Raw genomic sequence first — 25,254 nt, forward strand, 5'->3', positions numbered from 1 at the left:
AATGCTGGAAACGTGGCTCGTCGCAGGTGGGAAGCAGTTTCGAAGATGGCGGAACCACTGGAGTGCACCCGACTTCGACCATGGAGAATATCGGCAGATATCGATCCCGACCTGGTGAACAATCGCCCGAGGCGGGTCGAATGTGTGTTTTTCAGAATCTCGCCTATACTCGCGCGCCCGCCCGCTGTGGCCGATGTGCCAGGTGGGGTGCTTTTTGGCGGTACGAAACCATCGAGGATGATTTATGGGGCCTGAAAGCGGCTTTCATTCTTCCCCCCGGTCCGACGGGGTCACCGACGACGATCGTCCCGCAGGCCCGGGCAGGGTTTAGGTGGCCGGTTGGCTGGTCCAGCTCGCCAGCAGGCGCAGGGCCTGGTCGGAGGGGGACCCGGGCTCGGCCGTGTAGAGGCCGAGGGTCAGGTCGGGGTCGCCGTCGGGCGTCATGGCCTCGTAGTCGAGGGTGAGGTCGCCGACCAGGGGGTGGTGGTAGCTCTTGGTGCCGTGGGTGCGGCGCAGGACGTCGTGCTCGGCCCACCAGCGGCGGAAGTCGCCGTCACGCAGCGACAGGTCGCCGACCAGCTCGGCCAGGCGGGGGTCGTGCGGGTGGCGGCCGGCGTACAGGTGCAGGGCGGCCACCGTGCCACGGGCGGCGGACGGCCAGTCGTCGTACAGGCCGCGTGCGGCCTCGTCGAGGAAGATGTAGCGGGCCATGTTGCGGTCGCGGTACGGCAGCGCGTCGAAGTCGGTGTACAGGGCCCGGGCCATGCGGTTGGCGGCGAGGACGTCCATGCGGTACCCGATGACCATGGCCGGGGTGTCGGCCAGCCTCTCCAGCACCTGGTACAGCCCCGGCCGCACCCGCTGCGGCGGCATCGGCCGGCGCTGCCCGCGCACCGGCCTGGCCACGGTGAACAGGTGGGCGCGCTCGGTCGGGTTCAGGCGCAGCGCCCTGGCCAGGGCGTCCAGCACGCTCTCGGAGACGTTGACGTGGCGGCCGCGTTCCAGGCGAACGTAGTAGTCGACGCTCACCCCGGCGAGCTGCGCGACCTCCTCCCGGCGCAGGCCCGGCACCCGCCGGGCGCCCGGCCGCGACGGCAGGCCCGCCTCCTCAGGGGTGAGGCGGGCCCGGCGCGAGCGCAGGAACTCGCGCAGCTCCGCGTTCCCCCCGGAGGAGTGGTCGCCCATGCCTTCCAGGCTATGGCAGGTCAGGCGCCGTATCGCCTGCTGTGAGGGGTACCAGCTGACCTCCGGTCGGCCGGGCCCCCGGTCTTCCGAGCCCTCGGTCGGCTGGGTCCCCGGTGGACGGGCCCCGGTTGGACGGGTCCCTGGTTGGACGGGCCTCTGGTTGGACGGGCCCACGGCCGGCTGGGCCTCCGGTTGGACGGGCCCCCTCCAGCGTGCCGGGGCGCGGCCCGGCGGTTGGTTGGCTGAGGGGGAACCGCCTGGACGCCCGTCCCGGGCCGGCGGTGCGCCCGGCGGTCCGCGCCGAGCACGACAGAGAGGCACGATCATGACCGTATCGGAGCGCGTCACCACGCCGTTCACCGCGACGTCCACCGCCGCCGAGGTGGTGGACGGGGTCGACCTCACCGGCCGCCGCGCCATCGTGACCGGCGCGGCGTCCGGCATCGGCGTCGAGACCGCCCGGGCGCTCGCCGCCGCCGGCGCGGAGGTCACCCTCGCCGTGCGCGACGTCGAGGCCGGCGAGCGCACCGCCGAAGGCCTCACCGCGAGCACGGGCGGCGGGCGGGTTCTCGTCGCGCAGCTGGACCTCGCCGACCGGCGGTCCGTCGCGGCCTTCGCCGCCGCGTGGAACGGCCCCCTGCACATCCTGGTGAACAACGCCGGCGTGATGCGGACCCCCGAGACGCGGACGCCGGAGGGCTGGGAACTGCAGTTCGCCACCAACCACCTGGGCCACTTCGCCCTCACCACGGGCCTGCGCCCGGCGCTCGCGGCGGCCGGCGGGGCCCGGGTCGTGTCGCTCAGCTCGGTCGGCCACCTGCGGGCCCCGGTGGACTTCGACGACATCCACTTCCACCGCCGCGCCTACGACCCCACGATCGCCTACGGCCAGTCCAAGACGGCCAACGTCCTGTTCGCGGTCGAGGCGAACCGGCGCTGGGCCGCCGACGGCATCACGGTCAACGCGGTGCACCCCGGGGCGATCCTGGAGACCAACCTGTCGCGGCACATGAGCCGCGAGGAACTGGACGGCGTGCTCCAGACGGCCGGCTACACCTTCAAGACGCCCCAGCAGGGCGCGGCCACGTCCGTCCTGGTCGCGGCCTGGCCCGACCTCGAAGGCGTGGGCGGCCGCTACTTCGAGGACTGCGGCCAGGCGCTTCCGCACGTCCCGGGAACCCCCGGCGGCGTCGCCGGCCACGCCCTCGACCCGGACGCGGCCTCGCGGCTCTGGCGGGTCTCCCTCGACATGATCGCCGCGGCCGACGGCGGGTGATCTCGCGTGCCGACCACGACGGGCCGCGAACAGGGATCGGCGAGGCCCGGGCGGGGTCAGTGCCTGCGGAGGACGAACTCCTGCTCGTCGTCGCCGACGCCGACCGAGCCGACCGTCCACAGGCTTGTGGAGCCGGGGACGCGGGTGACGGACGTGCGGTGGACGTGGTGGCCGTCGGGGTACTGCTGGTCTTCGGTCTCGCGCCGGAACACCGGGCCGTAGGACGTGGTCCAGGCGCGGCCGTCGAAGTGGAGGAAGAGCACCTGGCCGGGGTGGGCGGCGTCCACGCCGGTGATCCACACGTCGTCGGCGGCGGTGGCGGTGACGCCGTCGAGCGTTCCCCCGGCGACCGGGACGCGGACCTGCCGCCACCGGTCGCCGTCACCGTGCATGACCAGCGGGCGCTTGGGGCCCCCGCCGGGAGGGGAGACGCTGCCCACCGCCCACACGTCGGACGGTGAGATCATCCAGACCCTCCTCAGCGTGCCGCCCGGGATCTCCGGGGTCCGCGCGCGGGTCCACGACTGGATCTCCTCGCCCGAGACGGCGGCGCCGTGCCAGATCATCGGGTTGCCGGGGGCCGTCTCGGCGGGCCCGGCGTCGGCGCCGACCGCCCAGACGTGGCCGGGGCCGGCGGCGATCGCGCTGAAGTAACCGTCGGCCTGGAAGACGTTGTCGAAGGCCCCGTTCTTCCAGGTGAGGACCATGCCCCGCGTGGGGCTGCTGCCGGCGAACCAGGTGCGGCCCGCGCCCGCCGCGACGCCGCCGAGGTGGTGGCCCTCGGCCACGCCGAAGGGGCGGTGGCCGCTCCAGCGGGCGCCGTCCCACCGGGCGGCGTACGGGTGCTCCCCGTTCCCGACGATCCACACGTCGCGGGGCCCGGCCGCGCTGACGCCGACCAGGTGCCAGGCGTCCGCGGGGTCCACGGCCGTCTGGGCCCAGCGTCTGCCGTTCCAGTGCTGGAGCGCGGGCGTGCCCTCGCGATCTTCGGCGCTCTCTTTGTAACCGACCGCCCACACGTCTCGCGGGCCGGCGGCGGCCACGTCGACCAGCGCCGAACTGCCCTCCAGGTCGCCACCGGGGGCGCGCTTCCAGGCGGGGGAGACGGCCTGCTCGGCCGGCGCGGCGGCCGGGGTGGCCGCGTCGGCGGGGGCCGCCGGTGAAGGCGAGGCGGACGGCGCGGGGGAACCGGCCGTGGAGGGGTGCGCGGGCGCGGTGCCGCCGCACGCCGCCGTCAGCGCGAGCGACAGGCATGCGGCCGTGATCGGCAGGCGCGTTCTCCCCATGCCACGGCATGTTCCCAGGTGTCCGCGCACGCCGCCACCGATCAGGCCCGCGCCCCGTCCTCAGAGACGAAGCGGGGCTCGCCGGTGGCCGCTCTGCGGGGAGGCGGGCCGCGACCGGCGAGCCCGCGTCTCGGGCCGCTCGTAGGTCAGCGGCGGATGACGTGAAGGACGCTGGCGATGCGCTCGGCCGCGGTCACGATGTCGGAGGCGTGGCCGATGCGTCCCGCCCAGGAGAGCCAGAACCACCATTCACCGTCGGCGGCGTTGGCCGCCAGCACATCCTCGGTGACGGCCGGGGCCATGGGGTTGATCACCCGGAGTCTCGGATACAGCCCGGTCCGCGCCGTCAGGCGAACCTGGAACGCGTGGGCTTCGAGTTGTGCGGCGAGTCGCTCCAGGTGGTCGATGGCCTCGCCCGACTGGGTACTTGCTGCTGCCGTCCTCATCGTGGTCTCCAGAGGTGACATGGGGGACCGGTCGGGCACCACACTGGACCCGCGGACGGCTACCGGCAATCAGAGCAAATCCACTGATAAGTGGAATTCCGGTGGTTGGCCACTTGGTTTACGTGGAAACGACGCGGATGGCCAAGCATCAGTCACATAACGCTCTGGGCCATTAGGTGCCGACTGGTTAACATCGGGGAAACATCCGTAAGGGCGGACACTCCAGTGGCGGAGGGGCGGACATGGCCCGTGGGGAGCATTCGCCGGCGTGCGCGCGTCGCTGGCGAGAGCAGGCCGTCTCAAGGCAGTGGAGTCTGTGGCAGACCGCCCAGGCGATCCACGGCTGTTGTGGGGTGAGCCTGCTCAAAGCGCATCGGCTGGCACGCGGCTGGTCGGCGCGCCAGGCCATCGAGGAGCTGGAGCGTCTCTGCGAGACCCACTCCCTCGGCCTGCCGCGGGCCAGCATCGACCTGCTCAACGCCTGGGAGAACAACCGGGCCAGGCCGCGCCCGCAGACCATCGACCAGATCGCGCGGCTCTACTCGGGCAACGCCGTGCGCCTCGGCCTCGCCGCCGACTACTGCGACGACGGCGACGGGCAGAACGTCGTCGTGGTCGCCTCCGCGCACGCCGAGGAGACCCCCACCCAGGCGCGCGGCCCCGCGCCCGACCACGACGACGAGGCAGAGCGGCGCGCCCTGTTCCACCACGCCCTGCTGAGCTCCGGCCTGCCGCTCAACGGCCGGCTGCTCGCCGAGGTGGAACGCACCCGCCAGGACGTCGACCGCACCCTCGCCACCGGGTCGGTCACCGAAGACCAGCTCGACCGGCTCGACGAGCAGGTGATGCGCTACCGGCGCGAGTACATCAAGAGCGCGCCGCTGCCGATGCTGTACCGGCTGATGCTGGAGGTCGCCGAGGTCCGCAGGCTCGTCTCCACGCGGCAGCCCGCCCTGTCGCAACGCCGACTGCTGAACGCGACGACGATGCTGGCCCTGCTGTCGGCCGACGCCCTGATGAAGCTGGGCGACACCCGCCAGGCGCACGCGTGGTACGGCACCGCGCGCACCGCGTCCGACGACGTCGGGGAGGTGCGGCTGCGCGCCCTCGTGCGGGCGCAGGAGGCCATGCTGCCGTACTACTACGGCGACCTGACCGAGACCGTGCGGCTGGCGCGCGAGGCCCGGATGCTCGCCGGGAGCGCTCCAAGTTCGCCCGCCGCCCTCGGTGCCGCGGCCGAGGCGCGTGCGCTGGCCCGCATGGGCCAGCACCAGGCCGCCCGCGTCGCGCTGGCCGAGGCCGAGCGCATCTTCTCCCGCATGCCGCGCGAGGACGACAACCTGGCGTTCCGCTTCTCCGAACGGCGGCTGCAGTTCTACCGCATGGGCACGCTGATCGAGCTGGGCGAGACCGAGCAGGTGCAGGAGTGGATCTCCGGCTCGTCCAGCCCGTACACCATCGACCCGGCGCTCGTGCTGCTCGACCAGGCGGCGCACCTCGCGCGGGAGGGCGGCTACGAAGAGGCGTGCCGGCTGGCCGAACAGGCGCTGGTGCAGGTGCCGCCCGAGCATAGGACCTCCATCGTGGTCAACCGGGCGCGCGCATTGCTGGCGATGATGCCGACCGGGCAGCGACGCCTGCCCGCCGCCCGCCACCTGCACGACCTTCTCGCCGACGCCGGCCCACAGCTCGCCGTGGAGCGTCCGTGAACATGCTCGCCGACGAGGCCGCCGAGATCCTCCGGGAGGTGTGCGAGAACGTCGGTCTGGACGCGCGGGACGCCCAGCTCCTCCGGGTGCGCAGCAACGCCGTGTTCAAGCTCCGCGACGAGATCGTGGTGCGCATCGCCACCGCGCCCGACGCCCTCACCCGCCTGCCGGTCGTGCTCGCCGTCGCCCGCTGGCTGGCCGCCCAGGGCTTCCCGGCGGTGCGCCCGGCCGACGAGCTGTGCGAGCAGCCCCTGGTGTACGACGGGCGGGTCGTGACGTTCTGGCACTACGTGCCCGCCAGCGGACGGCCCACCACCACGCAGCTCGGAAGCATCCTGCGCAGCCTGCACGAGCTCCCGGTGCCCCCGTTCACCCTCAAGCGGCTCGCCGACCCGCTGGCCGAGGTGCGCAACTCGGTCGAGAGCCGCACCGACGTGCTCACCCTCTGGCAGCGCGCCTGGCTGCGCGACCGCATCGCCGAGCTCACCGACCGCTGGGCGGCGCTGCCGACCGCCGGCCCGCCGGTGCTGCTGCACGGCGACGCCTGGATCGACAACCTGCTCCGCTGCCAGGACGGCCACGCCGTCCTGTGCGACTGGGACGCCGTCGCCGTCGGCCCCCGCGAGTGGGACCTCGTGCACACCTACCACGGCCAGCGCCGCTTCGGCCTGACCGTCCCCGAGGTCGACGACTTCGCCGGAGCCTACGGCTCCGACCTGCGCGTATGGGGCGGCTACCCCACCCTGATGGAGATCAGGGACATGTACGCCGTAGGCATCCACATCCGCAACGCCACCCGCGACCCCTTCTCCCGCAAGGAACTCCCGCGCCGCCTCGACTCCCTGACCCGAGGCGACGGCCGCGCCCGCTGGTACCTGGCCGAACCCGCCTGACCCCACGCCCTCCCGTCCGGCGTTGCGCCGCGGCCGCCTCCGTCGTGCCGCGGCTACCTCCGTTGTGCCGCCGCGGCCTCGAAATCGTGCCTTCGGCGCAGCCTTCTAGGGGCGACCCTCATCCGGCCCACGACCCCCATCGCGCACCCCGCCCTCGGTGACCGCAAGACTCGCGCCGGGCCGGCGACCACGGCCGGCGGTGTCACCCCTCCCAGGCCCTGAGTGACCCTTCTCGGCGCCGGGTCGGCGGGACGTGGTGCGGTGAAGTCGGTGCCGTGGGCGGCGGGTGGGCTGGCGGGCGCGCGGGACCTTACTAGGCAATTCGTCTGGGGATCGATCAAGATGGACGGCATGCTCGGTTCTGGCGGTGACGGGGAGTCGTCCGTGGGGGATGTGGGGTTGCTGTCGCCGGTGTGGGCGGGGACCGCCGTGGAGGCGGCGGTCTCTGATCGGGCGTTTCTGCGGGGGATGTTGGACGCCGAGGCGGCGCTGGCCCGGGCTCAGGCGGGGCTGGGGATCGTTCCCGTGGACGCGGCCGAGGGGGTCACGCGACTGTGCCGGACGGTGGAGATCGACGCGGTGGAGCTGGCGCGGCGGGCCCGGGGGGCGGGGAACCCGGTCGTGCCCCTGCTCGCCGAACTGCGGGGCGCGGCGGGCGAGCTGGGGCCGTACATCCACCTGGGGGCGACAAGCCAGGACATCGTGGACTCGGCGCTCATGGTGCTCGCCTTCAAGGCGCGAACCGTCATCCTGGACAGCCTCGGCTGGACGCTCGACGCCCTCGCCGGGCTCGCGGAGGCGCACCGGCACACGCCCATGGCGGGCCGCACGCTGGGCCAGCACGCCGTGCCGGTCGCGTTCGGCGCCAAGGCGGGGGGCTGGCTGCTGCTGGTGCTGGACGCGCGGGACGCCCTGGCGGGGGTACGGCTGCCCGCCCAGCTCGGCGGCGCCGCGGGCACCCTGGAGGGGCTGGGCCCGGTCGAGTTGATGGACGCCTTCGCCGACGAGCTGGGCCTGGCGCGCCCCGTGCAGCCGTGGCACACCCGAAGGACGGCGGTCGCGGGCCTCGGCGCGGCGCTCGCCACGACGGCCGGCGCCCTCGGCAAGATCGCGGGCGACGTCGTGCTGATGGCGCAGAACGAGGTCGGCGAGCTGGCCGAACCGGCCGCTCCCGGGCGCGGCGGGTCGTCGGCGATGCCGCACAAGCGCAACCCGGTGCTGTCGATCCTGGTCAGGTCGGCCGCGCTGCAGGTGCCCGTCCTGGCGCAGATCCTCCAGGCGTCCCTTCTGTCGGAACACGAGCGCGCCGCCGGCGCCTGGCACGCCGAGTGGATGCCGCTACGCGAGTGCCTGCGCCTCACCGGCGGCGCGGCCGAGACGGCCGCCGAGCTGGTCGCGGGCGTCGAGGTCTTCCCCGACCGCATGCGGGCCAACTTGGAGGTCACCGGCGAGCTGTCCGGCGGCCTGGGCGCCTCCGACGACCTCGTCACCCGCGCCCTGGAGGAGTACGGCCGAAGGCGATGACCCGTAGTCGAGTGGAGGAGATGGCGTGGAGCTGGGGTTTCGGGTGGACGGGCCGCAGGACGGGCCGTTGCTGGTGCTGGGGCCGTCGCTGGGGACGACTTCCGCGCTCTGGGACGCTCAGGTGGCCGAGCTGGGGCGGAGCTGGCGGGTGCTGCGTTACGACCTGCCGGGGCACGGCGCCTCGCCCGCGGCGGCCGGGCCGTTCTCGGTCGACGACCTCGCGCGGGAGGTGCTGGCGCTGGCGGGGCCGGGCCGGTTCGCGGTGGGCGGGGTCTCGCTGGGCGGGGCGGTGGCGATGGCCGTCGCGGCCGCCGCGCCGAACCGGGTATCCGACCTGGTGCTCTGCTGCACCTCTGCCAGGTTCGGCGAGCCGGGGCCCTGGCACGAGCGCGCCGCGGCGGTGCGCGCGAAGGGCATGGCCGGCCCGGCGGGCCTGGTCGCCGCCCGCTGGTTCACCCCGGAGGCCGACCCCGGAATGGTCGAGCCCGTCGTCACGGCGCTGCTGGGCGTCGACCCGGGGTCCTACGCCCTGGCCTGCGAGGCCCTCGCGGCCTGTGACCTGCGCGACCGGCTGGGCACGATCACGGCGCGCACGCTGGTGATCGCCGGGGACCGCGACCCGGCCACCCCGCCCGAGCACGCCGAGGTCGTCGCGGACGGCATCCCGGGCGCCCGGCTCGCGGTGGTCTCCGACGCGGCGCACCTGGCCAACGTCGAGCGCGCCCACGCGGTGACCGGCCTCATGACCCGCTTCCTCGGCCACGGCCTCGGCCTCAAGGTGCGGCGCGAGGTGCTGGGGGACGCCCACGTCGACCGGGCGCGCGCCCAGATCACCACGTTCACCGCCGATTTCCAGGACCTGATCACCCGCTACGCGTGGGGCGAGATCTGGACCCGGCCCGGCCTGGACCGCAGGACCCGCAGCTGCGTCACGCTCACCGCCCTGGTCGCCCGCGGCCACCTGGAGGAGCTGGCCCTGCACGTGCGCGCCGCCCTGCGCAACGGCCTCACCCCCGACGAGATCAAGGAGGTCCTGCTGCAGACCGCCGTCTACTGCGGCGTCCCCGCGGCGAACTCGGCCTTCGCCGTGGCGAGCAGGGTGCTGGCCGAATCACCGGACACCACCCCGAAAGCCCACGGCTGAAGCCCACCGGGGTCCCGGCACGGCACTCACAGGACTCCCGCCCTCGAAGGTCGCGGTCCTGTACGGAATCGATCATTCTGAGGCATCTCCAGTCGGGGCTGGCCTGATCCCCGATTTTGACAGTAACCTTCTTTTGAAGGTAGCTGTCACTAAGGGGGCGCCGATGCGCACGATCGCACTCGAGGAGCACTACGCCACCGTGGCGTTCATGGACGGTCCCGGGCGCGCCTTGAAGGAGCAGGCCTCCGTCGCCGGCGCGCATCCGGAAGTGGCTGCCGGGCTGACCGCGCTGATCGAGCGACTCTGCGATCTGGGTGAGAACAGAGTCGCATCCATGGACGCCGCCGGGATCGATCTGCAGGTGCTCTCCCTCACCTCACCCGGCGTGGAGCAGCTCGGGCTCGACGAGGCGGTCTCGCTGGCCAGGGAGACGAACGACGTGCTCGCCGGCGCGGTCAGGAGCCACCCCGGCCGGTTCGCCGGGTTCGCCGCTCTGCCCACCGCCGCTCCGGACCTCGCCGCCGACGAACTGCAGCGGACGGTTGAGGAGCACGGTTTCGTCGGCGCCCTGATCAACGGCCACGCGCGGGGGCGTTACCTGGATGACGAGTTCTTCTGGCCGATCCTGGCACGCGCCGAAGCTCTCGGTCGTCCGCTGTACATCCACCCCACTCCGCCACCGCCTTCGGTCGTCGAGGGCATGTACCGCGGAAACTATCCCGACGGTGTGGCCGCCACGCTGGCCACGGCGGCCTGGGGATGGCACATCGACACCGCCACCCACGTGCTACGCCTCATCCTCAGCGGCGCCTTCGATCGCTTCCCCGACCTGCAGGTGGTGGTCGGCCACCTGGGCGAGACACTCCCCTTCATGCTTCCCCGCCTCGACCGCGCCCTGCCCACCCAGATGACCGGGCTCGACCGGACCGTCGGCGACTATCTGCGCAGCCACGTCCACTACACGATCAGCGGGTTCAACTGGACCCCCGCCTTCCTCGACCTCCTGCTCCAGGTGGGAGTCGACAGGATCATGTTCTCGACCGATCATCCGTACAGCTCGATGGCGCAGGCACGTGCTTTCCTCGACCAGCTTCCCGTCAGCGCGACGGACCGGGAGCGAATCGCGCATGGCAACGCGGAGAGGCTGTTGGGGGTATGAGCGGGCTGCGCGAGCGCAAGAAGGCCCAGACGAGGGCCTTGATCCAGCACAACGCGCTGCGATTGTTCCGTGAACAGGGGTATGAGACGACTACGGTCACTCAGATCGTCACGGCGTCGGGAATCTCCGAGAGCACCTTCTTCCGCTATTTCCCGACGAAGGAAGATGTGGTGCTGTGGGACCGGTTCGACCCCATGATTTATGAGGCGTTGCAGGCTCAGCCCAGGCAGACCCGGATCATCCCCGCCCTGCGTGCTGCGATCCGGGCATCCCTCGACAGGATCTCGGACGCGGAGCGGACAGAGATGGCGGAGCGGATCGAACTGATCGTCTCGACTCCGGCCCTGCGGGCGCTGCTTCTGGACCGCCTCGGGGAGCCGATGCGGGCACTGATGCGAATCGTGGCCGGCAGGACGGGGCGGGCGGCCACCGATCCGGAGGTGTGCGCCGTGGTGGGCGCGATCATCGGCGTCGGCCTGACGCTGCTCCTCACCGCGCAAGAGGTGGACCGCGACCTCGGCGCACTGCTTGACGAGGGACTGGCCGCGCTGGAGACGGGCCTTCACCTCTAGGGACCCCGACCGGTCACCTCGTGCTGATCCGTTCCGGGTGCTGGCGGCGTGACAATCGTTAATTATGAAGAATGCCGGTTTTGAGGCGCCGGTGACCACCGATGACAGGCCTTTCAGCGCGGCGCCGGACGACGGCGGCGCCGACGTGTTCGTGCACTTCTCGGCGATCAACTCCCGGGGCTACCGCAGCCTCGACGAGAACCAGCGGGTCAGCTACGTGACCGTGCAGGGGGCCAAGGGCCCGCAGGCCGAGCAGGTGACGCTGGTCTGACCGTTCGGGCCGCGTGCTCACCCTCGCAGCTCCTGCCCCCGCGGCGCCCGCGCGGGCGGCGATGAGGCGGCCCGTCCGCACAGCGCGCCGGCCGGCTCGGCGATAGTTCGCCCGTTCCGGGGTAGAGGCGGGCGGGTGAGACTCACCTATACCTCAGACGTGTGGTGGAAGAACGCGGTCGTCTACTGCCTGGACGTGGAGACGTACGCCGACGGCAACGGCGACGGGATCGGCGACTTCGCCGGGCTCACCCAGCACGTCGACCACCTTGACCGGCTCGGCGTGACCTGCATCTGGCTCATGCCGTTCTTCCCGACCCCCGACCGGGACGACGGGTACGACATCACCGACTTCTACAGCGTGGATCCCAAGCTGGGCACGCTGGGGGAGTTCGTGGAGTTCGTCCGGACGGCCAACGACCGCGGCATCCGCGTGATCGCCGACCTCGTGGTGAACCACACCTCCGACGAGCACCCATGGTTCAAGGAGGCCCGCTCCAGCCGTGACTCGCCGATGCGCGACTGGTACATCTGGTCGGACACCCCCGAGCCCGACGACCCCAAGAGCGTGGTCTTCCCCGACAAGGAGGACTCCCTCTGGCAGTACGACGAGGGCAGCGGGCAGTACTACTACCACCGCTTCTACCGGTTCCAGCCCGACCTCAACGTGGCCAACCCCGAGGTCCGTGACGAGATCGCCCGCATCCTCGGCTTCTGGATGCAGCTCGGCATGTCCGGCTTCCGGGTCGACGCCGTCCCCTTCCTCGTCGAGGACGTCTCCAAGGACGAGCCCGCCGGCGAGAAGAAGGACGCCCAGGCCGCCGGGAAGGCGGGGAAGAACAAGGGGCGGGACGGCGGGGGGCACAAGCTGCCCGAGGTGCACGACTTCCTGCGCGACCTGCGTGCGTTCATGAACCGCAGGGACGGCACCGCCATGCTGCTCGGCGAGGTCAACCTGCCCTACCCCGACCTGATGAAGTACTTCGGCGAGAACCTCGGCGACGAGGTCACGATGTGCTTCGACTTCATCGGCATGCAGCGCATGTACCTGGCCATGGCCCGCGGCGACGCCGCCCCGCTGGCCGAGGCGCTGCGGGAGCGGCCGGTGCCGCCCCGCGACAGCCACTGGGCGACCTTCGTCCGCAACCACGACGAGCTGACGCTCGACAAGCTGACCGACGACGAGCGCCAGGAGGTGTTCGACTCCTTCGGCCCCGACAAGGACATGCAGCTCTACGGCCGCGGCCTGCGCCGCCGCCTGCCGCCCATGGTGGACGGCGACCCGCGCAGGATGAAGATGGTCTACAGCCTTCTGTTCTCGCTGCCCGGCACCCCGGTGCTGTTCTACGGCGAGGAGATCGGCATGGGGGAGAACCTCAAGGCCGAGGGACGCCAGGCGGTGCGCACGCCCATGCAGTGGACGCCGCACAGGAACGGCGGCTTCTCCACCGCCGAGCCGTCCACCTTCCCCAACCCCGTGGTGGAGGGGGAGTTCGGCCCCGAGCACGTCAACGTCAGCGCACAGCGCCGCGACCCCGACTCGCTGCTCATGTGGATCACCACGCTGGTCGAGCGGTACCGCGAGTGCCCGGAGCTGGCGTGGGGCGAGTACAAGGTGCTCGACACCGGCGAGTCGCGCGTGCTGGCGCACCGGGCCGACATCGAGGGCGAGACCGTGGTCGCGCTGCACAACTTCGCCGACGAGAAGGTCTCCTTCGAGCTCACCCTCGACGGGCTCGACGACGGCAAGGTGCTGACCGACCTGCTGGTCGACGGCACCGTCGAGCTCTCCAAGACCGGGGTGGCGAGGTTCGACCTGGAGCCCTACGGCTGCCGCTGGCTGCGTGCCTCGACTCCGGAGCTGGCGCCCTCGTAACACCGCCTCGGGGCCTTCGCCCTGGTGGGGAGGGATAAACCCTGACCCCCGGCCGAGTCCCGCGCTGAGCGCGTCGGGGTCGGTTCGGGGGTGCCCCAGGGCTCGCTCCGGCCCATCTCCGATGCTGCCGAGCGCGGTCGCGCGTCACAGTCAAGTGCATGAGGAATCGCTTGATGACCAGCGGCTACGCGGCGCTCGCCGGTGGCGCCGCGGCAATGATCACGTTGCACGCGGTCTCCGGTCTGGACCCCCTGCGCGACATGATCAGTGAGTACGCCTACAACCCGCACGGCTGGCTGCTCGCGGTCTCGCTGGGATTGTTCGCCGCGGGGTCGGCGCTGCTCGCGGGCGAGCTGGCGCGGCGAGGCGTGCGGCCGTCCACGGTGGTGCTCGTCGGGGTGTGGAGCTGCTGCATGGTGATGATCGCGGCGTTCCCGACGGACCGGCCGGGCATGTCGTTGTCGATGTCGGGAGGCATCCACCGCTACGCCGCCTTGGCCGCCTTCCTGTGCATGCCGTTGGCGGGCTGGGCGGTGGCCGCGCGCGGAGGCGGCGGCCGCACCCGGCTGCTGCGCGCGCTGAGCCTGGCCGCCGGCGGCTTCCTGCTCCTGGTGGTCACGCCCTACGCCGTGCGCATGCTCGGCCTGGACCCTGGCGCCATCCCCGCCGGCCTGACCCAGCGCCTCGTGGTGGTCACCGAAGTGATCATCCTTGCCCTGATGGCCCTCCCCCCGCGCCGCGCGACCGCCCATGCCGCTCGCGCGACCGGCGTGGCTGCCCGCGTGACCGGCATGACCGCCCTCGACACCGGCGTGACCGGCCGGGCCGCCCGCGCGGCCGGCCGCGGGGCGCGACCGGCCGCCGCGGCTGTGGTCGTGGGCGCCCCGCGCCCGGCCCGCGAGGACATCTCGCCGGCGGGCGCGGGCCTGGGGCGGCGCGAAGCCGTTCTGGCGGGGGCGGGACGCGTGGGGGCGCTGGTCAGATGAGGCCGAGCTCCTTGACGGCGTCGCGCTCCTCGCCCAGCTCGCGGACCGAGGCGTCGATGCGCTCGCGGGAGAACGGGTTGACGGCCAGGCCCTGGACGATCTCCCACCGGCCGCCGCGCGAGACCGCGGGGAAGGACGAGATGAGGCCCTCGGGCACGCCGTACGAGCCGTCGGAGGGCAGGGCCACGGAGGTCCAGTCGCCCTCGGGGGTGCCGTTCACCCAGTCGAAGACGTGGTTGATCGCCGCGTTGGCGGCGGAGGCGGCCGAGGAGGCGCCGCGCGCCTCGATGATGGCCGCGCCGCGCTTGGCGACCGTGGGGATGAAGGTGTCGCGCAGCCAGCCGTCGTCGACCTGCTCGGCGGCGATCTTGCCGTTCACCTCGGCGTTGTACAGGTCGGGGTACTGGGTGGCGGAGTGGTTGCCCCAGATGGTGAGCTTGGAGATCGCCGTGACCGGCACCTGCAGCTTGGCCGCGAGCTGGGAGAGCGCGCGGTTGTGGTCGAGGCGCGTCATGGCGGTGAACCGCTCGGCCGGCACGTCGGGCGCGTTCGACTGGGCGATGAGCGCGTTGGTGTTGGCGGGGTTGCCCACGACCAGCACGCGTACGTCGTCGGCCGCGCCGTCGTTGATGGCCTTGCCCTGCGGCCCGAAGATGCCGCCGTTGGCCTGCAGCAGATCGCCGCGCTCCATGCCGGCGGTGCGCGGGCGGGCCCCCACCAGCAACGCGACGTTCGTGCCCTCGAAGGCCCGGCCGGCGTCGTCGGTGATGTCGATGCCGCGCAGCAGCGGGAACGCGCAGTCGTCGAGCTCCATGGCGGTGCCCTCGGCGGCCTTCACCGCCTGGGGGATCTCCAGCAGGCTCAGCCGCACCGGCACGTCGGCGCCGAGGAGCTGGCCTGAGGCGATGCGGAAGAGCAGCGCGTAGCCGATCTGGCCGGCGGCGCCGGTGACGGTGACCTTGACGGGAGCCTGCGTCATGACGTTCCCCTACATGGGCTGTTGACGGTTTTCCGAACAGCCGAAGGGTATCCGTTCACCCGCCCCCACCCGGAACGCAGGTCCGTTCCTGTGGATGAGCGCCCCGGGCGCGCCGCGAGATCCGCGCGGAGGCCGTCGATCTTCCCGCCGAAGGTCGTTGACGCCCGCGATGGGCGGGCCTACGGTACGGACACCACCCGCCGGCAGGACCCGGAGGTCCCATGCCAACGGTAGAGACGGTGCGCGGCCCGGTCGACGTCGAAGACCTCGGCCAGACGCTGATGCACGAGCACGTCTTCGTCCTGTCGACCGAGCACGTCGACAACTACGGCCAGGACTCCTGGTGGGACGAGGAGCATCGGGTCGCCGACGCCATCGCCAAGCTGCGCGGGCTGGCCTCCGTGGGGGTCGCGACGATCGTCGACCCCACCGTGTGGGGCATCGGCAGGTACATCCCGCGCGTCCAGCGCATCGCCGCCGAGGTGCCCGAGCTGAACATCATCGTGGCCACCGGGCTGTACTGCTTCGACGAGGTGCCCCACCACTACGCGCACCGCGGGCCCGGCCTCCTGATGGACGTGCCCGAGCCCATGGTGGACGACTTCGTGCGCGACCTCACCGAAGGCGTCGCCGGCACCGGCGTGAAGGCGGCGTTCCTCAAGTGCGTCGTCGAGCAGCGAGGGCTGACGGCGGGCGTCGAGCGCGTCTGCCGGGCCGTGGCCCAGGCCCACCTGCGCACCGGCGCGCCGATCACCGTGCACACCAACGCGTTCACCCAGGCCGGGCTGCCCGCCCTGGGCCTGTTCACCAAGGAGGGCGTCGACCTCACCAAGGTCGTCGTCGGGCACGCCGGCGACTCCAACGACCTCGGCTACCTGATGCGCCTGGCCGACACCGGCGCCACCCTGGGCATGGACCGCTTCGGCCTGGACGTCTACAACCCGACCCCCGCCCGCGTCGACACCATCGCCGCCCTGTGCGAGCGCGGCTACGCCGACCGCATGGTGCTCAGCCACGACAGCGCCTGCTTCATGGACTACTTCGGCGGCGCCTACGGGCAGATGCTGGAGCACGCCGCCCCGAACTGGCACCTGCGCCACATCCACGACGACGTGCTCCCCGCGCTGCGCGAGAAGGGCGTCACCGACGCCCAGCTCCACCAGATGCTGGTCGTCAACCCCCGCGTGTACTTCTCATAGCCGGTCGGGGTCAGCCGGTGCCCTTGTCGAGGCCGGCCTTCCTGAGCGCCTCGGCCAGGGCGCCGCCCGCCGGGGGAGCGGCGCGGTCGGGCCGGGGACGACGGTCGCCGCCGCGCCGCCCGGCGTTCCCGCCGCCCTTGCGCTCGCGGTCGCCGCCGCCGGACGCCGCGCCGCCCTGGCCGGGCGCGCGGGAGGTCTTCTCGTCGTCCAGCCGCAGCGTGAGCGAGATGCGCTTGCGCGGGATGTCGACGTCCAGCACCTTCACCCGGACGATGTCGCCGGGCTTCACCACCTCGCGCGGATCTTTCACGAAGTTCCTGGACATCGCCGACACGTGCACGAGGCCGTCCTGGTGCACTCCGACGTCGACGAAGGCGCCGAACGCGGCAACGTTCGTGACCACGCCCTCCAGCAGCATGCCCGGCTCCAGGTCGGACAGCTTGTCGACGCCCTCCTTGAAGGTCGCCGCGCGGAACGCCGGACGCGGGTCGCGGCCGGGCTTCTCCAGCTCCTTCAGGATGTCGGTGACGGTCGGCAGGCCGAAGGTGTCGTCGGCGAAGCGCCTGGGGTCGAGCGTGCGCAGCACGGTGCCGTTGCCGATCAGCTCGGCGATGCCCACCCCGGCGGTGTCGACGATGCGGCGGACCACCGGGTACGCCTCGGGGTGCACGCTGGAGGAGTCGAGCGGGTCGTCGCCGCCGGGGATGCGCAGGAAGCCCGCGCACTGCTCGAACGCCTTGGGGCCGAGCCGGGGCACCTCCTTCAGCGCCCGGCGCGACCGGAACGGGCCGTTGGAGTCGCGGTGCAGCACGATGTTCTCGGCGAGGCCGGAGCCGATGCCCGAGACGCGGGTGAGCAGCGGCGCCGAGGCGGTGTTGACGTCGACGCCGACGGCGTTCACGCAGTCCTCCACGACGGCGTCCAGCGAGCGCGACAGCTTGGACTCGGCCAGGTCGTGCTGGTACTGGCCCACGCCGATCGACTTGGGGTCGATCTTGACGAGCTCGGCCAGCGGATCCTGCAGGCGGCGCGCGATCGACACCGCGCCGCGCAGCGACACGTCCAGGCCGGGCAGCTCCTGCGAGGCGTAGGCCGAGGCGGAGTACACCGAGGCGCCGGCCTCGGATACGACGATCTTGGTGAGTGAGAGCTCGGGGTGCCGCTTGATGAGGTCGCCGGCCAGCTTGTCGGTCTCCCGGGACGCCGTGCCGTTGCCGATCGCGATCAGTTCCACGCCGTGCTCGCCCGCGAGCCTGGCCAGGACGGCGAGCGACTCGTCCCAGCGGCGCCTCGGCTCGTGCGGGTAGATGGTCTCGGTGGCGACGACCTTGCCGGTGGCGTCGACCACGGCGACCTTCACGCCCGTGCGCAGGCCGGGGTCGAGGCCCATGGTGGGCCGGGTGCCGGCGGGCGCGGCGAGCAGCAGGTCGCGGAGGTTGGTGGCGAACACGCGCACGGCCTCGTCCTCGGCCGCCTGCCACAGGCGCATGCGAAGGTCGATGCCGAGGTGCACCTGGACGCGGGTGCGCCACGACCAGCGGACGGTGTCCATCAGCCAGCGGTCGCCGGGCCTGCCGCGGTCGGCGACCCCGAAGCGCTGCGCGATGCGCGCCTCGTACCCGGTGGGCCCCTCGGCGGGCGCCTCCTCGGGCTCCAGGGTGAGGCTGAGCACCTCCTCCTTCTCGCCGCGGAACATGGCGAGCACGCGGTGCGAGGGCAGCTTGGTGAAGGGCTCGGCGAAGTCGAAGTAGTCGGCGAACTTGGCGCCGGCCTCCTCCTTGCCTTCGCGGACGCGCGCCGTCATGCGGCCGCGCGACCACATGCGCTCGCGCAGCTCGCCGATCAGGTCGGCGTCCTCGGCGAAGCGCTCGACGAGGATGGCGCGCGCGCCCTCCAGCGCGGCGGCGGCGTCGGCCACCCCCTTGCCGGGGTCGGCGAACGACGCGGCGACCGCCAGCGGGTCGCGCGAGGGGTCGGCCAGCAGCCCGTCGGCGAGCGGCTCCAGGCCGGCCTCACGGGCGATCTGGGCCTTGGTGCGGCGCTTGGGCTTGTACGGCAGGTAGATGTCCTCCAGGCGGGCCTTGGAGTCGGCCGCGAGGATCTGCGCCTCCAGGGCGTCGTCGAGCTTGCCCTGGGAGCGGATCGACTCCAGGATCGCCGCGCGCCGCTCCTCCAGCTCGCGGAGGTAGCGCAGCCGCTCCTCCAGCGCGCGGAGCTGCGCGTCGTCGAGCATCTCGGTCGCCTCTTTGCGGTAGCGGGCGATGAACGGCACCGTGGCGCCGCCGTCGAGCAGCTCTACGGCCGCCTTCACCTGCCGCTCGCGCACGCCGAGCTCTTCGGCGATCCGCTGGTCAATGGAGATCGTCACGTTCCTGGTCCGCCTTCAGGTTGAGGTCCGTGGACGATTCTCCATGCTCGGCGCCCGGTTGTCGCGCCGAGGACGGGCCTCAGCCGGGGCGGGTCAGTCGTCCTCCCAGGTGACGGTGAGCTCCTTGCGCTGCCCGAAGCGCTCCAGGTGGCGGCCGAGCACGTCCTGCACCCTGGCCAGCAGCTCGGCGTCGACCGCCGAGGCGTGCATGACGAGCTGGGTGGCCTCCGGGATGAGCACGCCCTCGCCGCTGGTCATGACGAGGTTGAAGCCGCCCTCGGGGCGGTCGGACACGTCCATCTTGTGGCTGAGGTGGGAGGCGAGCTGCTTGGCGTAGCGGGCGGCTGCGTCCGTCGCGACTCGCGCGGTCGAGCTTGGCATGGTCCACTCCTCGCATTGATTGAACGCTCAAGTTTCACTATACGCGAGCGAAGCTGCCAGACTGGGGGTGCGTCACCGCGGCAGGGGTAGTCGCCTGCTGGTCGCGTCAGACGTCGCGACGCCCTCGCGGTCCGCGAGGAAGTGGAGGTTGAGGTGAAGACGATCCTGTTCCTGATCGCTGTCATCGTGATCATTTCATGCGTGCTCGTCATGGTGCGCACCTGGAAACCTCGCCGCGCCGCCGCCCTGGCGCCCGAGGAGAACCCCAGGGAGATCCTCAAGCGGCGCTACGCCGCGGGGGAGATCGACGAGGACGAGTACCTGCGGCGGATGTCCGGCCTCTCCCAGGACTACTGACACCGGGGCGCTCGCCGGCGCGCCGAGATTAGGGGTGCCGCCCGGCTTCGCGGCCGGGCGTCCCCGGCGCGCCCCCGCCCTTGTATGGACGTGAACATGGAGACGGGGAGCCGGGCGTCCGCCCGGCTCCCCGTGACCGTGGGGGGCTAGTTCAGCCCGTTCTTCATCGAGGTGATCAGCTCACCGTTGGAGGTGTCGCCGGTCAGCTCCCAGAAGAAGGCGCCGCCGAGACCCTGGTTCTTCGAGTAGGTCATCTTGCCGCCGATGGTGCTCGGCGTGTCGTAGCTCCACCACTGGTTGCCGCAGTGGGCGTACGCCGTGCCCGCGACGGTGCCGGTCGAGGGGCACCGGGTCTTCAGCACCTTGTAGTCCTCGATGCCCGCCTCGTACGTGCCCGGCGCCGCGCCGGTCGCCGAGCCGCCCGGTGCGCTCTGCGTGACCCCGGTCCAGCCGCGGCCGTAGAAGCCGATGCCGAGCAGGAGCTTGCTCGCCGGCACGCCCTTGCCCTTGAGCTTCTGGATGGCGGCGTCGGAGTTGAAGCCCTCCGCCGGGATGCCGGAGTAGGAGGTCAGCGGCGAGTGCGGCGCGGTCGGGCCGTCGGCGTCGAACGCCCCGAAGTAGTCGTAGGTCATGACGTTGTACCAGTCGAGGTACTGCGCCGCGCCTCCGTAGTCGGCCGCGTCGATCTTGCCGCCCGAGCTGCCGTCGGCGGTGATGGCCGCGGTGACCAGGTAGTTGGCGCCGAAGCGGTTCCGCAGCGCCTGCATCAGGTTCTTGAACGCGGCCGAGCCGCTGGTGTCACAGCTGAGGCCGCAGGCGTTCGGGTACTCCCAGTCGATGTCGATGCCGTCGATCACGTCCGCCCAGCGCGGGTCCTCCAGCAGGTTGTAGCAGGAGTTGGCGAAGGCCGTCGGGTTGGCCGCGGCCTGCCCGAAGCCGCCCGACCAGGTCCAGCCGCCGAACGACCACAGCACCTTCAGGCCGGGGTGCTTGGCCTTGAGCTTGCGGAGCTGGTTGAAGCTGCCGCGCAGCGCGTTCGGGTTGTCCCAGGTGTCGGCGACGCCGTCCACGCTCTCGGCCGCGGTGTAGGCGCGGTCGTAGGCCGCGTAGCTGTCGCCCATGACGCACTGGCCGTTGGTGACGTTGCCGAAGGCGTAGTTGATGTGGGTCAGCTTGGCGGCCGAGCCGCTGGTGTCGATGTTCTTGACGTGGTAGTTGCGCTGGTAGACGCCCCAGTCGACGAAGTAGCCGAGCAGCTTCTTGCCGCCGCCCCCGGTGCCGCCGGTGGTGGTGGCGCTGATCTGGTTGCTGGCGCTCGACTGGTTGCCCGCGGCGTCGCGTGCGCGCACGGTGTAGGTGTAGCTGGTGCTCGCGGACAGCCCGCTGTCGGTGTAGGTGGTGCCGGTGGCGGTGCCCACCTGGGTGCCGTTGCGGTAGACGTTGTAGCCGGTGACGCCGACGTTGTCGGTGGAGGCGTTCCAGGCCAGCGAGACGCTGGAGGAGCTCGTCCCGGTGGAGCGCAGGCTGCCCGGCGCGCTCGGCGCCGTCGTGTCCCCGCCGCCGCCGGTGGTGGTGGCGCTGATCTGGTTGCTGGCGCTCGACTGGTTGCCCGCGGCGTCGCGTGCGCGCACGGTGTAGGTGTAGCTGGTGCTCGCGGACAGCCCGCTGTCGGTGTACGTGGTGCCGGTGGCGGTGCCCACCTGGGTGCCGTTGCGGTAGACGTTGTAGCCGGTGACGCCGACGTTGTCGGTGGAGGCGTTCCAGGCCAGCGAGACGCTGGAGGACGTCGTCCCGGTGGAGCGCAGGCTGCCCGGCGCGCTCGGCGCCGTCGTGTCCCCGCCGCCGCCTCCGCCGGTCACCGCGACGCCCGACACCGTGGCGTAGTTCGCGCCGCCGTTCATGTTGAACTGCACGTTGAGCTGGCCGTCGGTCACCGTGGCGCTGAAGGTGCGGTCGCAGGCGGTGAGCCTGCCGCAGGTGGCGAAGACGTCGAAGGCGGTCAGCACCGTGGTGTTCTCGATGCGCACGTCGAACCTGCGGTGCCCCGCGGCCGTGGCCCAGTCCTCCACCATCTTCAACGTCACCTGGTAGGTGCCGTTGGCGACGTCGAACCGGTAGCCGGTCCACGCGTTGAACTGGTTGTAGCTCTGGTACAGGGAGTCGTCGGTGGTGCCGGCGATGGCGCTGGACGTCGAGCCCGACCCGTAGACGGTGTCGTAACCCCAGTTGCCGCTGGTGTAGGCCTTGTCCGCCAGCCAGGCGTTGCCCGAGCCGTCGGTGAGCGCCGGGCCGTTCGCGTTGGCGCGGATCGGCGGGGCGACCGCTCCGAGGGCCTGGGGCGCCAGGGCCACGGCGGTGCCGAGCGGCAGGAGCAGAGTGCCCACCGCCGCGATGAGTCTGGATACGAACCTGTTTTTCATGTACTGCTCCACGTCCAACGGGCAGATGAGGAATGGGGGGCGATCTGGACGTACGCACGAGGGCGGGGAAACGTCGTGGCGGAGATGCGGGGGAGGCCCATGTGATGCCGGAAAGCGCGAGGCACCCGGGATGTGCACAGGGGCGGCGGAGACCGTGACATGGCGAGCCCTTCCCTACCTCGGGATAAAGGCCTTACTGATAGGAAGCTTTCCTTTTAATTAGCTGCGAACCTACCCGCCGTCGGTTGACCAGTCAATGATTTCCCACAATCGCTGTCGGGACGGCGGCCGCCACCGGGCGGCGGACGCGGTCCGCGGTCTACGCTCGGGAGCCATGAGCCCCCAGACGCACGGTCGCTGGCCGCATGAGGAGTACTGCTCGGCCCTTGAGGCCGAGACCGCCCGGTTCGTGGAGGCGGTGCGCGGGGCCGACCTCTCCGCCGGCGTGCCGACCTGCCCGGGATGGACGCTCGTCAAGCTGCTGAAGCACGTCGGCATCACCCACCGGTGGGCCGAGCACATCGTGCGCGAGCGGGTGACCGAGCGCGTCAGCTCGCGGGACGTCCCCGTGGCCCTGCCCGACGACGACCGCGACTACCCCGGCTGGCTGGCGGAGGGCGCCCGGTCCCTGGTCGGCACCCTGCGCGCGGCCGACCCCGGCGAGCCCGTGTGGACGTGGGGGGAGGAGCGCGGCGCGCACTTCTGGACGCGCCGCATGCTGCACGAGGGGACGGTCCACCGGGCCGACGCCGAGATCGCGCTCGGGCGGGAGCCGCGCGTCGACGCCCGGGTGGCCGCCGACGGCGTGGAGGAGTTCCTGGGCAACCTGACGGCGGCCTGGTGGCTCGTCGAGCCGCTGCGCGAGCTGGGCGGCGGCGGGGAGACGCTGCACTTCCACGCCACCGACGCCGCCCCCGGCGCCGGGGAGTGGACGGTCACGCTGGCCCCCGGGGGGCTCGCCTGGGAGCGCGGGCACGGCAAGGGCGACGTCGCCGCCCGGGGCGCCACCGGTGACCTGCTGCTCCTCCTGTACGGCCGCTGGAAGCCGGCCGACGCGCGCCTTGAGACGTTCGGAGACGTGAGCCTGCTCGCCCGCTGGCAGGAGAAGACCGCCTTCTGACGCCCCCTCGGGGGCGCCCGCCGTCGGCGCCGCCGCCCGCCCGAAGTTCCATCGAGGCTGGACCGGTGCTCATCAATGAGAGCACCGCTCTTGACGGCGGACTCCGCCATGGGCTTCACTGCTCTTGAGGGAGAGCGCTGCTCTCGTCGGAAGTGGAGGCATCGTGGCGACCAGGTACCTGGAGACGGCGGGCGGGCGCGTCGCGTACGAGGAGTCCGGCCCGGCGGGCGGGCCGCTCGCGGTGCTCGTGCACGGCATGGGGGACACCCGCGCGACCTTCCGCCACCTGGCCCCGCCGATGGCGGCGGCCGGTCACCGGGTGGCGGCGATGGACGTGCGCGGGTACGGCGACTCGGGCACCGGGTGGCCCGATCACGGCGTCGCCGCGATCGGGGCCGACCTGCTGGCGTTGGTCCGCCACCTGGGCTCGCCCGCCACCGTGGTCGCCCACTCCATCGGCTGCGCCTCCGCGGTGTGGGCGGCGGCCGAGGCCCCCGACGACGTCGCCGGGCTGGTGCTGATCGCCTCGTTCTCCGGGGACACCCCGATCAAGGGCTGGATGAAGGCCGCATCGCGGGCGGTCGGCCGCAGCCCGGCGCTGTGGGGGATGTTCCTGCGCTCGTCGTACCCGAGCGGCGCGCCCGCCGACTTCGACGGCTACCTGCGCGAGCTCAGGGCGGGCCTGCGCGCGCCGGGCGGGACGGCCGCGCTGCGCGCGCAGATCGAGGTGTCGCTGTCCGGCGTGCGCGCCCGTTACGCGGAGGCGCGATGCCCCACCGTCGTGGTGATGGGCACCGCCGACCGCGACTTCGCCGACCCGGCCGCCGAGGCCCGTCTCATCGCGAGCAAGGTGGCCGGCCCCGCGGACGTCCGGCTGGTGGAGGGGGCCGGGCACTACCCGCACGCCGAGAAGCCCGGCCCCACCGCGGCCGCGATCCTCGCCGCCCTGGACGGGCGGGCCGCGGGCCGTCCGTGACGGGGGCCGGCCCGCGGCGGCACTCTCGGTGGGAGAAGGCGAGGCCCGCCGCGCCGGGGGACGGCGGCGGGCCTCGCCGGACGGGGGGCAGACCAGGGCGGGTTCGGCGGTCTTCGGGGCCGGGGGCGCGGGACGGTCGTCCAGCGGCCTCCGGATTCGCGACCGGGAGTGACCGCCGCGTGCGCCCTGGCGGGCGATGCCGGGGAGGCCGGGTGCGCGCCTCCCCGGCCGCTCAGGCCCCGATCACGCCTCTCCAGTCGGGCCCCAGGGCGTCCGCGTAGGCCGCGCGCTCGTGGGCCAGCTCGGCCCAGTTCCCGGGCTTCTCGGCCACCGCCAGGCACTCGCTGCCGTGCAGGCCCCACACCTCCGCCTCCACCCAGCACAGCCCGCGGTACTTGCGCGGGGAGAACGCCTGGGAGCCGAAGTCCCACCCGACCGCCGAGACCGGCTTGCCGGAGAACTGCCGGGCGGCCCGGTCGACGTACGAACGGCGGGTCACGGTGTCCGGGTGCAGGAACGACAGGTCGAACCCGTTGAGCCCGAGGCCGAAGGCGGCCAGGCCGTACAGGAACGTCGCCCTGACGCCGCGCCGGGCGCAGAAGGCCGCGATCACCCGGGCCCCGCGCAGCGTGCCCGCGTACGACAGGACGTACAGCCGCTTCAGCGGGTGCGTCTCCAGGTAGCGGCCGACCGCCGCCACGATGGTGGCGCCGGACGCGACGGTGTCGCCGACGAACAGCGTCTCGGCGGGCGCGTCCAGGTGCGCGTAGGAGACCGCGACCCGGGCCGACTCCTGGGAGACGGCCACCCGCGAGGTGGCCACCAGGTTCAGCGGCAGGTTGCGGCCGAACCGCTGGGCCACGGCGTCGCCGAGCTGGTACACCAGCCCCTTGCTCAGGATCACCAGCTCCGCCGTGTCGCCGGGCCGGAACTCGTCGGCCAGGTGGCCGACGAAGTGGCGGCTCGACTCCAGGCACACGCGGCGGAACTCCGTCCCGACCAGGTTGCGGTCGAACAGCAGCCGCTCAAGCGCGGCGTTGTGCACTATGTACAACCGGGACGCGTCCGCGCCCAGCCTGACGAGTTCCGCCGTGCTTCCTTGCGCATCGAGGATCACCTGGGTCCTCC

22 protein-coding genes are annotated in these 25,254 nt (G+C 72.4%); 14 read left to right on the forward strand and 8 right to left on the reverse strand.

All coding sequences use genetic code 11. The annotated features are described in order from the left end of the window. Nucleotides 1–327 precede the first annotated feature (327 nt). Nucleotides 328–1,185, reverse strand: coding sequence for a helix-turn-helix transcriptional regulator (locus PYR91_RS27040; RefSeq protein WP_279784140.1), 858 nt, complete (start codon nucleotides 1,183–1,185; stop codon nucleotides 328–330). Between the two features lie 325 nt (nucleotides 1,186–1,510). Between PYR91_RS27040 and PYR91_RS27045 the strand changes: the two genes are divergently transcribed. After that, the gene (locus PYR91_RS27045; protein WP_279784142.1) at nucleotides 1,511–2,461 is read left to right on the forward strand and encodes an SDR family NAD(P)-dependent oxidoreductase; all 951 of its coding nucleotides are present in this window, start codon (nucleotides 1,511–1,513) and stop codon (nucleotides 2,459–2,461) included. A gap of 56 nt (nucleotides 2,462–2,517) precedes the next feature. Here the strand turns inward: PYR91_RS27045 and PYR91_RS27050 are convergent, their stop codons facing one another. Both PYR91_RS27050 and PYR91_RS27055 read right to left on the reverse strand, forming a co-directional pair. Next, nucleotides 2,518–3,747 carry a hypothetical protein gene (locus PYR91_RS27050; RefSeq protein ID WP_279784144.1) on the reverse strand — a complete coding sequence of 410 codons (1,230 nt, stop codon included), beginning with the start codon at nucleotides 3,745–3,747 and terminating at the stop codon, nucleotides 2,518–2,520. Nucleotides 3,748–3,893: 146 nt separating this feature from the next. Further along, a complete protein-coding gene (locus tag PYR91_RS27055; RefSeq protein ID WP_279784146.1) occupies nucleotides 3,894–4,193 on the reverse strand; it encodes a hypothetical protein in 300 nt (99 codons plus the stop codon). A gap of 353 nt (nucleotides 4,194–4,546) precedes the next feature. On the opposite strand from PYR91_RS27055, the gene PYR91_RS27060 reads away from it, so the two are divergent. The 9 genes from PYR91_RS27060 (at nucleotide 4,547) to PYR91_RS27100 (ending at nucleotide 14,326) form a co-directional block, all read left to right on the forward strand. Beyond that, on the forward strand, nucleotides 4,547–5,902 hold the full coding sequence (locus PYR91_RS27060; protein ID WP_279784147.1) for a helix-turn-helix transcriptional regulator: 1,356 nt from the start codon (nucleotides 4,547–4,549) through the stop codon (nucleotides 5,900–5,902). 2 nt (nucleotides 5,903–5,904) lie between these two features. Continuing rightward, nucleotides 5,905–6,795 (forward strand): aminoglycoside phosphotransferase family protein, encoded by an 891-nt coding sequence (locus PYR91_RS27065; protein WP_279784356.1) that lies wholly within the window; start codon nucleotides 5,905–5,907, stop codon nucleotides 6,793–6,795. Between the two features lie 351 nt (nucleotides 6,796–7,146). Next, complete coding sequence (gene pcaB / locus PYR91_RS27070; RefSeq protein ID WP_279784149.1) at nucleotides 7,147–8,319, forward strand: 3-carboxy-cis,cis-muconate cycloisomerase; 1,173 nt, start codon at nucleotides 7,147–7,149, stop codon at nucleotides 8,317–8,319. 25 nt (nucleotides 8,320–8,344) lie between these two features. After that, complete coding sequence (gene pcaC / locus PYR91_RS27075) at nucleotides 8,345–9,463, forward strand: 4-carboxymuconolactone decarboxylase (RefSeq protein ID WP_279784151.1); 1,119 nt, start codon at nucleotides 8,345–8,347, stop codon at nucleotides 9,461–9,463. A 163-nt stretch (nucleotides 9,464–9,626) separates the two neighbouring features. After that, complete coding sequence (locus PYR91_RS27080; RefSeq protein WP_279784153.1) at nucleotides 9,627–10,622, forward strand: amidohydrolase family protein; 996 nt, start codon at nucleotides 9,627–9,629, stop codon at nucleotides 10,620–10,622. Next, a complete protein-coding gene (locus PYR91_RS27085) occupies nucleotides 10,619–11,194 on the forward strand; it encodes a TetR family transcriptional regulator (protein WP_279784155.1) in 576 nt (191 codons plus the stop codon). Before PYR91_RS27080 ends, PYR91_RS27085 begins: the two co-directional genes overlap by 4 nt. 91 nt (nucleotides 11,195–11,285) lie before the next feature. Then, entirely contained in the window at nucleotides 11,286–11,465 is a 180-nt protein-coding gene (locus tag PYR91_RS27090) for a cold-shock protein (RefSeq protein WP_279784157.1), read from the forward strand. Between the two features lie 135 nt (nucleotides 11,466–11,600). Next, nucleotides 11,601–13,340 carry an alpha-amylase family protein gene (locus PYR91_RS27095; RefSeq protein ID WP_279784159.1) on the forward strand — a complete coding sequence of 580 codons (1,740 nt, stop codon included), beginning with the start codon at nucleotides 11,601–11,603 and terminating at the stop codon, nucleotides 13,338–13,340. 158 nt (nucleotides 13,341–13,498) lie between these two features. After that, nucleotides 13,499–14,326, forward strand: coding sequence for a DUF998 domain-containing protein (locus tag PYR91_RS27100; protein ID WP_279784161.1), 828 nt, complete (start codon nucleotides 13,499–13,501; stop codon nucleotides 14,324–14,326). Here the strand turns inward: PYR91_RS27100 and PYR91_RS27105 are convergent. Further along, a complete protein-coding gene (locus tag PYR91_RS27105) occupies nucleotides 14,319–15,305 on the reverse strand; it encodes a malate dehydrogenase (protein ID WP_279784163.1) in 987 nt (328 codons plus the stop codon). The two genes, PYR91_RS27100 and PYR91_RS27105, sit on opposite strands and share 8 nt — an antisense overlap. A gap of 221 nt (nucleotides 15,306–15,526) precedes the next feature. Between PYR91_RS27105 and PYR91_RS27110 the strand changes: the two genes are divergently transcribed. Beyond that, nucleotides 15,527–16,504: a phosphotriesterase-related protein gene (locus PYR91_RS27110; RefSeq protein WP_279784165.1), complete on the forward strand. Its 978-nt coding sequence runs from the start codon at nucleotides 15,527–15,529 to the stop codon at nucleotides 16,502–16,504. Nucleotides 16,505–16,514: 10 nt separating this feature from the next. Here the strand turns inward: PYR91_RS27110 and PYR91_RS27115 are convergent, their stop codons facing one another. Both PYR91_RS27115 and PYR91_RS27120 read right to left on the reverse strand, forming a co-directional pair. Continuing rightward, nucleotides 16,515–18,872: a Tex family protein gene (locus PYR91_RS27115; protein ID WP_279784166.1), complete on the reverse strand. Its 2,358-nt coding sequence runs from the start codon at nucleotides 18,870–18,872 to the stop codon at nucleotides 16,515–16,517. 93 nt (nucleotides 18,873–18,965) lie between these two features. After that, the gene (locus PYR91_RS27120) at nucleotides 18,966–19,253 is read right to left on the reverse strand and encodes a DUF2218 domain-containing protein (protein WP_279784168.1); all 288 of its coding nucleotides are present in this window, start codon (nucleotides 19,251–19,253) and stop codon (nucleotides 18,966–18,968) included. 153 nt (nucleotides 19,254–19,406) lie between these two features. Here PYR91_RS27120 and PYR91_RS27125 point away from each other — a divergent pair, with 153 nt between their 5' ends. Next, nucleotides 19,407–19,610 carry an SHOCT domain-containing protein gene (locus PYR91_RS27125; protein WP_279784170.1) on the forward strand — a complete coding sequence of 68 codons (204 nt, stop codon included), beginning with the start codon at nucleotides 19,407–19,409 and terminating at the stop codon, nucleotides 19,608–19,610. Nucleotides 19,611–19,756: 146 nt separating this feature from the next. Here the strand turns inward: PYR91_RS27125 and PYR91_RS27130 are convergent, their stop codons facing one another. Further along, the gene (locus PYR91_RS27130) at nucleotides 19,757–21,994 is read right to left on the reverse strand and encodes a glycosyl hydrolase family 18 protein (protein ID WP_279784172.1); all 2,238 of its coding nucleotides are present in this window, start codon (nucleotides 21,992–21,994) and stop codon (nucleotides 19,757–19,759) included. 370 nt (nucleotides 21,995–22,364) lie between these two features. Here PYR91_RS27130 and PYR91_RS27135 point away from each other — a divergent pair, with 370 nt between their 5' ends. Further along, nucleotides 22,365–23,150 carry a maleylpyruvate isomerase family mycothiol-dependent enzyme gene (locus tag PYR91_RS27135; protein ID WP_279784174.1) on the forward strand — a complete coding sequence of 262 codons (786 nt, stop codon included), beginning with the start codon at nucleotides 22,365–22,367 and terminating at the stop codon, nucleotides 23,148–23,150. 163 nt (nucleotides 23,151–23,313) lie between these two features. Continuing rightward, nucleotides 23,314–24,126 carry an alpha/beta hydrolase gene (locus tag PYR91_RS27140; protein WP_279784175.1) on the forward strand — a complete coding sequence of 271 codons (813 nt, stop codon included), beginning with the start codon at nucleotides 23,314–23,316 and terminating at the stop codon, nucleotides 24,124–24,126. A 232-nt stretch (nucleotides 24,127–24,358) separates the two neighbouring features. Here the strand turns inward: PYR91_RS27140 and PYR91_RS27145 are convergent, their stop codons facing one another. Beyond that, on the reverse strand, nucleotides 24,359–25,243 hold the full coding sequence (locus PYR91_RS27145; protein ID WP_279784177.1) for a hypothetical protein: 885 nt from the start codon (nucleotides 25,241–25,243) through the stop codon (nucleotides 24,359–24,361). Nucleotides 25,244–25,254 lie beyond the last annotated feature (11 nt).

The sequence above is a fragment of the Sphaerisporangium sp. TRM90804 genome (assembly GCF_029846175.1).
Classification (GTDB): domain Bacteria; phylum Actinomycetota; class Actinomycetes; order Streptosporangiales; family Streptosporangiaceae; genus Sphaerisporangium.